We start from the raw sequence: 12652 nt of genomic DNA, 5'->3' as shown, positions 1-12652 counted from the left end.
GCCACCAGGACCGTCGCCCGGCCCTGGGAGCGCCCTCGGCAGCCCTCTCAGCTCCCTGCGGGCCCGGCGGCGGCTCCCTGGGCGCGGATCACCGATTCGACCGCGGAGATCCGCGTATAGACACCCGGACGGCCCGGTTCGCCGCAGCCGATGCCCCACGAGACCAGGCCCACGAGCTTGCCCTGGGCGACCAGCGGGCCGCCGCTGTCCCCCTGACAGGCATCCTTGCCGCCATGCTTCAGCCCAGCGCACATCATGGTGGCCGGGTCGTAGGTACCGTTCGCCGATCCCGGAAATGCGCGCCGGCAGTTCGCGTCCGGCAGCACTTTCACCCGCGCGGAGTGCAGCGTGGTCGCGTAATCCCCGCGCCCCGTGGTGTCACCCCAACCGTAGACCGAGGCCGGAGTGCCCGGCCGGTAAGCCGAATCTCCCTGGTGGGCCATCGGAATGACGGACTGCTGCGGCACGGAGGACGCCAGCCGCAGGACGGCGACATCGCCCTTGTTGCTCCTTGAGTCGTAACCGGGGTTGACCTTCGTCGACTCGACGGCGATCTCCTTGCCCGTCGTACTCGTCAGATCCCCGCGCCCTGTGATCACCCGCAGGTCGTCGACCTGGGACGGATCGGCCCCCAGCACCTCCCGGCTGAGGCAGTGCGCAGCCGTGATCGCCGTACGCGTACCGACGATGGCACCCCCGCAGAACTGGCCCGAGCGCTGCGGGCCGAACCGGACACGGCTGGAGAGCGCCACGGCCCACGGGTGCGCCTCGGCGCTCACAGCGCCTCCGCCGACGACGACACGGTCTTCGGGACCCCTGTCGTGCGCGGCGCTCTGCGTGGCGGCCTGTGGGGCCGTCTGTGCGAGCAACGCCGCTATCAGCGCCGCCCCCAGGACGAGAAGACGATTTCCGGGGCGCCCCGGGGTGCGGCTGGCCTGTGTTCGCTTACAGCGCATCGACAGCATGCGACCGACCTCCTGACCGTACGGAACTGTGTGACTACCCAGGGTGTTCCGTGTCCACGCAGGCCGCATCCCGGGCCGCCCGGAATGCGGCCCGGAGATCGTTCACCGAAACGGCCATCGGGGGCCCATGCGAGTGTCGCGTCCCGGTCCCGCAACAAGGGCCCAGCTGAAACAGCACCGCGGAGGCCGGTGAACCCATGTTCGGGTTCACCGGCCTCCGCGTATGCCTGTGCTGCCTCTGCTGCTGTACCGGTCAGTCCAGGTAGTCCCGCAGGACCTGCGAGCGGGAGGGGTGGCGCAGCTTGGACATCGTCTTCGACTCGATCTGACGGATGCGCTCACGCGTCACGCCGTAGACCTTGCCGATCTCGTCGAGCGTCTTCGGCTGGCCGTCAGTCAGTCCGAAACGCATCGAGACGACGCCCGCCTCGCGCTCGCTGAGCGTGTCGAGCACGGAGTGCAGCTGCTCCTGGAGGAGCGTGAAGCTGACCGCGTCCGCCGGGACAACCGCCTCGGAGTCCTCGATCAGATCACCGAACTCGCTGTCACCGTCCTCGCCCAGCGGAGTGTGCAGCGAGATCGGCTCCCGGCCGTACTTCTGGACCTCGACGACCTTCTCGGGCGTCATGTCCAGCTCCTTGGCCAGCTCCTCCGGGGTGGGCTCGCGGCCCAGGTCCTGGAGCATCTGGCGCTGCACACGGGCGAGCTTGTTGATGACCTCGACCATGTGCACCGGGATACGGATGGTGCGGGCCTGGTCGGCCATGGCACGGGTGATGGCCTGGCGGATCCACCATGTCGCGTACGTCGAGAACTTGTAGCCCTTCGTGTAGTCGAACTTCTCGACTGCACGGATCAGACCGAGGTTCCCCTCCTGGATCAGGTCCAGGAAGAGCATGCCGCGGCCCGTGTAGCGCTTGGCCAGCGAGACCACGAGGCGGAGGTTGGCCTCCAGCAGGTGGTTCTTGGCGCGGCGCCCGTCCTCGGCGATGATCTCCAGCTCCCGCTGGAGCTTGGGTGCCAGCTTCTCCTCGGCGGCCAGCTTGTCCTCAGCGAACAGGCCCGCCTCGATCCGCTTGGCCAGCTCGACCTCCTGCTCCGCGTTGAGGAGCGGGACCTTGCCGATCTGCTTGAGGTAATCCTTGACCGGGTCGGCCGTCGCCCCAGCAGCGGCGACCTGCTGGGCCGGCGCGTCGTCCTCGTCATCGTCGGAGATGACGAAGCCCTCGTTCTCGTTCTTGACCTCGGCCGCGGGGCCCTCCTCGGGGCCGGGCTTGCCCGCGGACTTTGCGGCGATGTCCTCCGCCAGCTCCTCGTCGCCCTCGAGGAGTTCGTCGACGACAGACTTCTTGGCTGCTGTCTTCTTGGGCGCGGCCGTCTTCTTGGCCGCGGTCTTCTTCGCCGCGGTCTTCTTGGCTGCGGCCTTCTTCGCGGGCTTGGGAGCGGCCTCCTCCCCGGCAGGCTCCTGCCCCGGAGCAGCACCCGTGGCGGAAGCGGTGGGGGCGGCCGGGGCAGCGGGAGCCGCACTCGCGGGAGCGGCCTTCTTGGCCTGGGTGGTCTTGGCGGCGACCGTCTTGGTGGCGGTGCGCTTGGCCTGGGTCTTCGCTGCGACGCTCTTACGGGTGCGTTTGGGCGCCTCGGCTGCACTCACCATCAGCGTCACACCCTCCTCGTCGAGGATCTGGTTGAGGCTGCGCAGAACGTTCTTCCACTGGGTTGGCGGAATCTGGTCAGCCTCGAAGGCCCGACGTACGTCGTCGCCGGCGATCTGCCCCTCAGCCTTCCCCCGCTCGATGAGCGCCATCACGGACTCGGATTCGGCGATCTCCGCGGGGAGAGTACGGGATGTGCTGGCCGACACGAACAACCTCTCGGAACGATGGAAACGGCGGACCGCCGGCGGGGATGAACCGACGGCGCGGGCGGAGCAGTGGAGAAATAACGGGTAGGAACAAGAGCCCCGGACGGAGCGCCCGTATTCCCTCCTCCGCTGTCACCTCTTGAGTCATCGCATGGGAGCTGGAAGCGTTACGCCCAATTCACGTGGCCCGAGTCACACCGCATACCCGCTCCTTCGCGATGATAACCGGATGATTCGGGTGCCCGTGTGGGTGAGCGCGGGCTCCTCATGTGGGTGAGCGGGGCACTCTCGGACTCTCGCTCGGGCTTTGGCTTGGACTTGAGCGCAGACTCGGGCTGGACTCGGGCTTGCGCTCAGACTCGGGCGAGGGCTTGCGGAGGGCGCGTGCGGATTCGGGCGGATCCGGGCCGCGATTCGGGCGGATCCAGGCCACCCTGACTCGGGGTGTGGGGCTCAGCGGCGGCCCCGGCCCGGGCGTGGGGCTGGTGGGTGTTGAGCTCCGGGCGCGGGGACCGGGTAGGGGGCTCACGATCGGGCAGGGGACTCACCCACCGGTGCGGCTCGAGGTCGCCGGCTCAGGTACGGGTCCGAGGTACGCATGCTCCGCGGAAGGCTCGGCCGCGATCCCGGACCAGGCACCTGTCCGGGTTGCAAGGACCCGGGCAGACAGGGACCACGACCTCCCGCGAGCCGCCGACGAGACGCGGGGGCGGATTCGCAGGTACGGCCGTGCCACCGGAGGACGGAAGCACGGCCGTACGAACCACGGAGCCCCCGGGCGCGAGCCGAAGCGGGCCCCGGCCCCACGGTCGGGAGCCGATCCCGCAAGTGCGGGTCCGACCTAGGGTGCGGTCCGGCCCCCTGCACGCCGAGTCCGCATCGGTCCGCGCCGAAACCCGGCCCCATCCGGGCGGACAAGCTGCCGGAGACAACGCCCGGAACCGCGCAGGCACGAACCACAGAGCGAGCGTCGGCGAGGCGGCCCTAAAGCAGCCGGCCGAACCCTGAGCGCGCCCGCGCCGGTCAGTGTTCGCGTGGGGCGGGCACCACATGGTCCGCCCCGCCGGCAGTACCGGCACCGCCCGGCTGACCCGGCTGACCCGCCCCGGCGGGCACTCCGTGGGTCCCCGGCTGCCCAGCCTGCGCGGGCGGCGTCGCCTGAGTGGGCTGACCGGAAGCCGCCGGAGCAGGTGCGCCCTGCGCAGGCTGCGCGGCGGCCACCGACTCGGCGTGCCCGCTCAGCACCTGGCGCATGGCGGCCTCGGCGACGGCTGCCTCGCCCGCGACGAGCGCGTCGACGACCCGGCGGTGGTGCGCGACGGCGTTCTCCGTGGGGTGCTCACAGCAGGCGGTCGGCCCGCCCGAGACCTGGAGGGCTGAGGAGACGATGCCGGAGAGGTGCTCCAGCATCCGGTTGCCCGCGGCCTGGAGAATCAGCCCGTGGAACTCGGCGTCGGCGCGCGAGAACGTGAGGGTGTCGCCCTGGGCGTGCGCGTGGCTCATGATCTCCACCATGTCGCCGAGGCGCTGGTGCACGTCGTCGTGGCTCTGTCCGGCGGCGAGGCGGGCGGCGAGGGGCTCGATGGCCCAGCGCAGCTCGCACAGCTCGCGCCGCTGCCCCTCCCGCTGCGGCCCGAAGGCCCGCCATTCGATGATGTCGGGGTCGAGCAGGTTCCAGTCGCTGACGGGCCTGACCCGGGTGCCGACGTTGGGGCGCGCGCTCACGAGCCCCTTGGCCTCGAGGACGCGCAAGGACTCGCGTACGACCGTACGTGAGACCTCGAAGCGCTGGCCGATCTCTTCGGGGACGAGCGGGCGGTCCGCGCCCAGGTCCCCCGAAACGATCATCTGGCCGAGCTGCTGGACGAGTTGGCCGTGCAGGCCCCTGCCTCGGCTACCGGACGCACGTCGGCCCACTCGGTTCATCTCAGCCTCGGAACCCTCCCACGCCGAGGCGTTGGTTGTGGTACGCGCCGTTCCCGTGGACTCGGCGTATGCGTAGCGGTCGAGCTCGCCCGGGCCTACGAGGCCGGTGTCGACGGGGCGAGCCGCGGTCATCATGGAGTGCGCAAGGGTAGTCACGACCCTTGTGTCGGCCGAGGTCAGGGCGGTCTTGAGGGCTTTGGTGAAAAGCACACGAAAGGGTGATCGCTGGCTTCCTTGCAATTGACGCCTTATCGGAATGAACGGACCACATCATTGGTGGTCAGAGCCATCTGCCGCCCCTGAGTGCCGGATTGGCACCGAAGGCATGTGAACACCTGGCGGATTCAGGAAGATTCCGCCCTAGCACAGCCCAACGCATCCCCGTTACACCGCCATCCGTAGTCGCCCCCTGCCGCCTTCCCCGCCGACTACCGCTGTCTCGGCCGGCCGCGCAGGGACATGAGGGTGTACGCACAGAACAGGACGGTAACCGACAACGCGAGGGCCCGGCCCACGGGTTGCGACACGATCCCCGTCGCCACGGCGCCCGACTGATCCGCCGCCGAGGGCCAGGGAAAGAGCAGCACCGAGCGCAGACGCTCCGGCAGACCCTCGAACGACTGACCCCCGGCACCCAACGCAGCCTTCCGTACCAGGGGCGCCACCAGTGCAGGCACAGCCACAACGGCAGCCACACCCAACGCCGTCGACCGGAACACCCCGGCTGCCAACAGCCCTGCCCAGGCACACCCGACACAGAGCGCAAGCACCGCCATTACTTGCACCCCCAGCGAGGGCACCATGCCCCCGGCCTCAGGCCCGCCGGGCACGGAGAAGCTGGTCAGACTGGCGATGTCGAATGTGTGGTCGGAAAACGAGAGGGCGAGACTGTCCGCCCCGTAGAACAGGGTGAGCGCCGCCGCGTTGCATAGTGCGGTTGCCAGACACAGGGCCACTGCCGTACCGGCCGTCACCACGAGCTTGGCCACCAGCAGCCCGAGTCTGCGCGGCACCGGCACTTGCGCCGGTACAAGCGCCGGATACCTGAACTCGTCTCCGAACGCCATGGCCCCCACCAGACCCGCCGCCACTGCTGCCGGCGGCACGAAGAACGTTGACCCGGGCGGCCATCCGGTGAGCAGCTTCAGACCAGACACGCTCCCCGTCGCAGCGCCGGCCGAGACCCCTGCGTCCGTTCCGGCCACCACGAGAGAGATCCCCAGCCCGCAAACCAGCGCCAGGACGATCAGCACCCACGTTGTCCCAACACCGAACAGCCGCAGCAGTTCGTAGCGGAGCGGGGCCACAGGGCCTGGCCTGCGAACCGCAGGAAACTCCGGAAGCAGACCCGCCGCCTTACGCCTGGCACTTCCGGCCCCGCCTGGGCCTGCGCCTGCGGCGGAGGCAGTGTCCCGAGACGGCGAACCGCCCGTTGCGGTAGCCCTCTCCTGGCGGCTGCGCCGGTCCCGGGGTCGGGCCTGGGACTGGGCCTGAGGTTGGGGTTGGGCCTGGGTCGTCTCGGCGCTTCTCCCGGCCGCTGCAGCTGATGCGGCGGAAGCAGCGGTACCGGAGGCAGCAGAGGCCGAAGATGGCGAGCCGGAGACGGGCGAGCCGGAAGCTGGCCCCCTCTTGGCCACTGCCGCGTCGACGGCGGGAGCCGCCGCGGGACCCGAGGCCGAGCCCGAGCCCCCAAAGACCTGGGACGCATTCGGGCCCGGTGACTCGGGAGCCGGGTCCGTGCCGAACGGTGCGGGCCCACCGGAAGAGTGATTCGTCGACCGCTGTGACTGGCCAACCGGATCCCCGGAGTAACCCCCTGCCACAGTTCCCGACTTCTCGTGCCCCACCGGCACGAGCGCCTCCGGGACCTGCCCGCCCTCCACCGTCGGCTCCTGCCCTTCCACGGGCCGCCACCCGACGGCCGGGGGCGCTTCCGCCCTGCCCTGCCCCGCCTCGGTGCCCCACTCACCACCCGCATCGGATGCCGAAGCAGCGCCTGCGCCGGTTCCGGCTTTCGGCTCCACTTCTGCCGCGGATGCGCCGCTCCGCGCCGGTGCGCTGCTTCCCGGCTGGTAGCTGCCGGGCGCCGGAACCGAAGCGTGCCCGGATGCGGCGACATCCCCCCTTCCCTCCCGCGTTGCGGCATCCCCGCGTTCCGCCTGATCCACATCGTCCACACAACAGACCCCCACGTCTGCCCCCTTCGCTTCTTCCCCTGTGCTCCCGGCGGTCGCAACTCCCTCCGAGCCCTCCGCCTCCCGCCGGGAGGTTCGTCCGTCCGCCCGGTTCAGCGGCCCCGGCCGGGAGCTGTCCCCGGCGTCCCCGATCTCCTCCGTCAGCTCGTGCACGAGAATCCCGTGCCGGTAGGCGGACTCCCCCACCGCGGCGCAGTTGCTCCCGTAGACCGAGACCCGGCTGCCTCCCTCGCACACCACCTCGAAAGCCCCGCCTCCGCCGCCCGCCCGCTCAGCGCTCCGCGCCTCCTGCGCGAGCACAGCCGCGAACCGTTCCGCGTGCGGTGTCCTGATCGCCACCCGGGGACGGAGCCTGGTCCGGGAAAAGTCGGCCGTCTTCTGATCGGCCACCAGCCGACCGCGGTCGATCGACACCACCCGGTCTGCGAGCCGCGCTGCCTCTTTGGGATCCCGCGATGTGAGGAGCACCAATCCGCCCTGCTCCGCGTATGCACGCAGCAGGCCGTGAAGCCAGCTGGCCTCCCGCGGCGACAGCCCGCGGGTCGGCTCGTCCAGCACCAGCGTGTGCGGGTCCCCCAGCAGCGCCGCCGCCATCCCGACCCTGCGGTCCATCCCGAGCGAGAAGTCACCGAGTCGTTGGTCCGCCAGCCCGCTGAGCCCGACCACGTCCAGGACCTCGTCCGCCCGCTCGATCGGCACCCCCGCCACCGGGGTCAGCATGCGCAGATGACCCCGAGCCGTGCGCGCCGGGTGGCCGGGTACATCGCCGAGCAGAACGCCGATCTCCCGGGCTGGGTGGGGGATCCGCTGCACCGGACGCCCCCGGAAAAGTGCCACGCCCCGCCCCGGAACGAGTTGCAGCATCAGCCGCAACGCCTCGCTCTTACCCGAACCAGCCGGGCCCAGCAACACGGTGACCTGTCCGGAGCGTGCCTCGAAAGTGAGGTCGTCGACACGCGGTAGGCGCTTGCGCCGGACCGCACTGGTCAGTCCGATGGCCTGAATCATCGCTTCTCCCGCAGAACGCGTGGCGGACGCACCTCTGCAAGATAACGTGGCATTTCCGACTTTCCGGGTAGCCGCTCGGCCAGCCCCGCTGTCCGCCGCGGAAGCAGGGCACGACTGCCCTTCTGGTCTCAGACCTCTGGACGCAGCATGGGCGGGTTGAGCAGCGTGGCCCCTCCAGCACGGAACAGCTGTGCCGGCCGACCGCCCTGACGGGTCGTCGTCCCACCGGTCGGCACCAGAAACCCGGGCGTTCCCGTCACCTTGCGGTGGAAATTCCGCGGATCGAGCGCCACACCCCACACGGCTTCGTAGACCCGTCGCAACTCCCCCACCGTGAACTCGGGCGGACAGAAGGCGGTGGCGAGCGAGGAGTATTCGATCTTGGATCGGGCTCGTTCCACCCCGTCCTGCAGGATCTGATCGTGGTCGAACGCGAGCGGCACCTGCTGCTCAGCCTCCCATCCGGCCCCGTCACCCACGCCGAGAAGCGTGTCTGTCGGCGCCCATCGGGCACTGCGCGCATCTCCGCCCGCGATGGGCGAGGGCAGGTCCGGTGCGAGGACGAGGTACGCGACGCTGACCACCCGCATTCTGGGATCCCGCTGGGGCGCGCCGTAGGTGGCGAGCTGTTCCAGGTGTGCACCTGCGTCCTGGTCCTCCAGGGCCTGTGAGCGCAGTCCGGTCTCCTCGGTGAGCTCGCGTGCAGCTGCTGCCTCCAGATCCTCGTCGCCTCGCACGAAACCGCCCGGCAGCGCCCACCGGCCCTGATACGGAGGCTCCCCGCGGCGTACGACCAGGGCATACAGCGCGTCCTTGCGCACGGTGAGCACCACGAGGTCGACGGTGACAGCGAAGGGCGGGAAGGCCGACGGGTCATAGGGCATGGCGTGATCATAGTCGTCTCCTTGACGATAAACAGTCCGTTCCGCGGTACCACTCGCACCTCCTTCACCCTCGTCCGGAGCCAGTGGGACAGGCACTCACGACCGGGCCTCCCCCTCCGTCCCCTCCGTCCCCTTCGGCCGCTCGTCCCCTCCGTCGCCCTGTTCCGATCCCGGTCCGCTCCTCAAGCAGCGGCGCACCAGCTTCGGATCGAGCCCTTCGTTGCAGGCGTGGTGCAAGAGCTGGGCGAAGAGATAGTCGGGGTCGGTTCGCAGAGCGAGTCCGAGCGCGACGCGGGCGGTCGGAACGTCGCCCCCCGACCAGGCGACCCAGCCCGCCAGCGTGAGCAGGGCCGCGGCGTACCCGATGTAGGGGCCCGCACAGCGCCGGGCCAGTGCTCGCCAGAGCCGCAGGGCGGGACCAACATCCGCGCCCTCCATCCATTCGGCCGCCTCGTCACGGGTCTCCCGGTCCTGCAGTCCGAGGATTGCTGAAGCAGCTTCGTCGTGGCTGAGCAGTCCGTCGTCGTGCGCGTCCTGGCCGACATTCGTCGCCGCTGTGGGGGAGCACCGCTGGAAGCGTTCCATCAGCCGACCGATGAGGGCCAAGGTGTCGGTCCGCACCTGCTTCCGGCCTTTGGAGGACAGCATGCGTGGAGTAAGTTCCGCGCTGACGCTGTCCAGGACCCGGGTCTGTTCCTCGGCGAACGGCGGTCCCAGCGGGAGAAGACGCCTCTCCATCTCGCGCAGTGAGCCGTGCATCGGCACACCGGCATACGCGGCTGCTACGGCCATCGCCGAGGTATTGGCCTCAGCCAGGGGAACGCCCTCGGGCGGGCAGCAGCGTGGATCGGGGCAGACATAGGAGTAGTACCTGCCTTCCGAGAGGCACAGGGCCTCGTAGACAGGCATCTCCAGATTTCCGCAGGCGCGGCGCAACTCTTGCACGAGAGGGCGCAACCGCTCCATGACATCCCTGCCGGTGTGGCCTTCGCCAGGTTCCTGGCAGAGGAAGATCAAGGCGCCGTCGGGCCGGGCACCCCGGGCTTGTGAGCTGGAGTCCAGACACTCGGCGATCTGCGGGGCGAAGGCCGGCCAGCTGCTCTCGGTCTCGGGGATTCCGATCCTGAGGCGCCCACCGAAGCGTCCGCGCTCGCCGTGGAGGGCTACGACGACGAGGGAGTCGTCCGGATAGAAGCCGAGCAGATAGGGCAATGCCTCGGCGAGTTCGGCGGGGTCTCGCAGGGAGACGCTTGCCTGCGGCGGGGTGGTTGTCTCCTGGGGGTAGGGAGAGGTCGGTTCGTTGCCGCGAGGTTCGCGGTCGTGCTGTGTCATGCCCCGACGTTCGCGCACATCGCAAAATCGAGGTCGTCAGTTATCCACAGCCGAGCCGACTCCTATGTTTGTCATATTAATCCCGGGTTTTCCACAGGCCGGGTACTCGGATGTCGGAGACATCGGGTTGCATGGACGCATGAGTGACACACAGCTGCGGCAAGAAGCCGACTCGGTGCTCGCCGGCCTCGTCGGCGACCGCGAGGGTACGGCCCGGCTGCGCGCCGATCAGTGGCGAGCCATCGAGGCGCTGGTCGCGGAGCGGAGAAGGGCACTGGTCGTCCAGCGCACCGGCTGGGGGAAGTCGGCGGTCTACTTCGTGGCGACCGCTCTTCTACGCAAGCGTGGGTCGGGGCCGACGGTGATCGTCTCCCCGCTGCTGGCACTGATGCGTAACCAGGTCGAGGCCGCCGCGCGAGCGGGAATCAATGCCCGCACGATCAATTCCGCGAACCCGGAGGAGTGGCGGGCCATCGAGGCAGAGGTCACCGCCGGACAGGTCGACGTGCTGCTGGTCAGTCCGGAGCGCCTCAACAATCCGGATTTCCGTGATCACGTCCTGCCCAGCCTCACCGCCTCCACGGGCCTGCTGGTCGTGGACGAGGCACACTGCATTTCGGACTGGGGCCACGACTTCCGCCCGGACTACCGGAGGCTGCGGACCATGCTGGGGGAGCTGCCGTCCGGCGTCCCGGTACTGGCCACCACCGCCACGGCCAACGCGCGTGTCACAGCCGACGTAGCTGACCAGCTCGGCACCGGAGGTGCGACAGAAGGCAGTGGCAACCAGGCAGGATCTGCCCCCGCGCTGGTACTGCGCGGATCCCTGGACAGAGAGAGCCTGAGCCTCAATGTCCTGCGGCTCCCGGATGCTTCGCACCGTCTCGCCTGGCTGGGAGAGCACCTCAAATCCCTACCTGGCTCAGGCATCATCTACACCCTCACGGTTGCAGCCGCCACAGAGGTCGCGGCCTTCCTCCGCCAGTGCGGACACGAGGTGACCTCCTATACGGGCAAAACGGAGAATGCCGACCGTGAAGCTGCCGAAGCCGACCTCCTCGCCAACCGCGTGAAGGCTCTGGTAGCGACATCGGCGCTCGGCATGGGCTTCGACAAGCCAGATCTCGGCTTCGTCGTCCACCTCGGCTCACCCTCCTCCCCCATCGCCTACTACCAGCAGGTCGGCCGGGCGGGCCGCGGTGTGGACCATGCGGAGGTGCTGCTGCTGCCCGGCCAGGAGGACGAAGCGATCTGGCGCTACTTCGCATCACTGGCCTTTCCTCCGGAGGAACAGGTGCGGCGCACCCTCGATGTGCTGGCGGCCTCGAACGGCCCGATGTCGCTGCCCGCTTTGGAGCCCCGGGTTGAGCTGCGCCGCTCCCGGCTGGAGATGATGCTGAAGGTCCTCGACGTGGACGGAGCGGTGCAGCGGGTCAAGGGCGGCTGGACCGCCACGGGCCGGCCGTGGCACTACGAGGCCGACCGCTACGAGTGGGTCGAACGACAACGCCAGGCCGAGCAGCGGTCGATGCGCCACTATGCCGAGACGAGCGAGTGTCGGATGGAGTATCTGCGGCGCGAGCTGGACGACGAGGCAGCGGCTCCTTGCGGCAGGTGCGACAACTGCGCAGGCAGCAGATTCAGCCCGGATGTGGACGAGTCCCTCGTTGTGGCAGCCCGCGGTGAGCTGCGCAGGCCCGGGGTGCGGATCGAGCCCCGGAAGATGTGGCCCACCGGTATGCAGGCCGTCGGCCTGGACCTCAAGGGGCGGATTCCTGAGCAGCAACAGGCATCGACCGGGCGAGCCCTCGGTCGGCTGTCCGATATCGGCTGGGGGAACCGGCTGCGTCCGTTGCTGTCCGCTCAAGGAGGAGACGGGCCGGTTCCGGAAGATGTGCTGCACGGTGCGGTGACCGTTCTTTCGGACTGGGCCAGAGGGCCCGGCGGCTGGACCTCGGGGGCACCGGACGCATCCGAGCGGCCGGCGGGCATCGTGGCAATCGAGTCCCGTACCCGTCCGCAACTGGTGCGGTCATTCGCGGAACGGATCTCCGATATCGGCCGCATCCCGCTGCTCGGAGCGGTGACATGCGCGGATGAGTTCGGAGTGCTGAACGCGGCACGCAGCAACGGAGCACAGCGTCTGCGCGCTGTCCACGAGACGCTGGCGCTCCCGCCGGAGCTGGCTGAGTCCCTCCCCCTCCTGGAGGGCCAGCTCCTGCTGGTGGACGACTACACCGATACAGGGTGGACGCTCGCCGTGGCCGCACGGATGCTCCGCCAAGCCGGCGCGAAGGGGGTGCTGCCATTGGTTCTCGCAACCCAGAATTGACCGTAAGGCGTGCTCGGCCAGGGGTGCCGCAATACCCGAACGGCTCGGAATGAACGCGGCGTTGCAACTTGAGACGCGTTGCAGCCCGAGACACGTTGCAGCTCAGGACGTGACCTCGACGTTGCAGGTTCCGGAACCGGCGTCGGGTG

At 69.5% G+C, this 12652-nt stretch carries 7 protein-coding genes; 1 reads left to right on the top strand and 6 read right to left on the bottom strand.

Going from position 1 to position 12652, the window contains the following annotated elements:
• Nucleotides 1-47: 47 nt before the first annotated feature.
• The 6 genes from ACTWP9_RS08155 to ACTWP9_RS08130 form a co-directional block, all read right to left on the bottom strand.
• Nucleotides 48-965, bottom strand: a complete 918-nt coding sequence (locus ACTWP9_RS08155) for a S1 family peptidase (protein WP_443245331.1) — start codon at nt 963-965, stop codon at nt 48-50.
• A gap of 253 nt (nt 966-1218) precedes the next feature.
• Nucleotides 1219-2826: an RNA polymerase sigma factor gene (locus ACTWP9_RS08150; RefSeq protein ID WP_443245330.1), complete on the bottom strand. Its 1608-nt coding sequence runs from the start codon at nt 2824-2826 to the stop codon at nt 1219-1221.
• Nucleotides 2827-3849: 1023 nt separating this feature from the next.
• Nucleotides 3850-4887: a FadR/GntR family transcriptional regulator gene (locus ACTWP9_RS08145; RefSeq protein WP_443245580.1), complete on the bottom strand. Its 1038-nt coding sequence runs from the start codon at nt 4885-4887 to the stop codon at nt 3850-3852.
• A gap of 293 nt (nt 4888-5180) precedes the next feature.
• On the bottom strand, nt 5181-7955 hold the full coding sequence (locus tag ACTWP9_RS08140; protein ID WP_443245329.1) for an ABC transporter ATP-binding protein: 2775 nt from the start codon (nt 7953-7955) through the stop codon (nt 5181-5183).
• Nucleotides 7956-8083: 128 nt separating this feature from the next.
• Complete coding sequence (locus tag ACTWP9_RS08135; RefSeq protein WP_443245328.1) at nt 8084-8839, bottom strand: NUDIX hydrolase; 756 nt, start codon at nt 8837-8839, stop codon at nt 8084-8086.
• 96 nt (nt 8840-8935) lie between these two features.
• Nucleotides 8936-10171, bottom strand: coding sequence for a DUF4192 domain-containing protein (locus ACTWP9_RS08130; RefSeq protein ID WP_443245327.1), 1236 nt, complete (start codon nt 10169-10171; stop codon nt 8936-8938).
• Nucleotides 10172-10310: 139 nt separating this feature from the next.
• Here ACTWP9_RS08130 and ACTWP9_RS08125 point away from each other — a divergent pair, with 139 nt between their 5' ends.
• Nucleotides 10311-12503, top strand: coding sequence for a RecQ family ATP-dependent DNA helicase (locus ACTWP9_RS08125; protein ID WP_443245326.1), 2193 nt, complete (start codon nt 10311-10313; stop codon nt 12501-12503).
• Nucleotides 12504-12652: the final 149 nt, after the last annotated feature.

The sequence above is a fragment of the Streptomyces sp. 3N207 genome (assembly GCF_052246355.1).
GTDB lineage: Bacteria > Actinomycetota > Actinomycetes > Streptomycetales > Streptomycetaceae > Streptomyces.
Note: the sequence above shows the minus strand (reverse complement) of the source record. Positions and strands in the feature narration are given on the sequence as shown.

Bases quoted from the DNA above. Each gene is read 5' to 3' on its own strand.
- ACTWP9_RS08155 (WP_443245331.1), bottom strand. From the start codon at position 965: ATGCTGTCGATGCGCTGTAAGCGAACACAGGCCAGCCGCACCCCGGGG.
- ACTWP9_RS08145 (WP_443245580.1), bottom strand. From the start codon at position 4,887: ATGATGACCGCGGCTCGCCCCGTCGACACCGGCCTCGTAGGCCCGGGC.
- ACTWP9_RS08140 (WP_443245329.1), bottom strand. From the start codon at position 7,955: ATGATTCAGGCCATCGGACTGACCAGTGCGGTCCGGCGCAAGCGCCTA.
- ACTWP9_RS08135 (WP_443245328.1), bottom strand. From the start codon at position 8,839: ATGCCCTATGACCCGTCGGCCTTCCCGCCCTTCGCTGTCACCGTCGAC.
- ACTWP9_RS08130 (WP_443245327.1), bottom strand. From the start codon at position 10,171: ATGACACAGCACGACCGCGAACCTCGCGGCAACGAACCGACCTCTCCC.
- ACTWP9_RS08125 (WP_443245326.1), top strand. From the start codon at position 10,311: ATGAGTGACACACAGCTGCGGCAAGAAGCCGACTCGGTGCTCGCCGGC.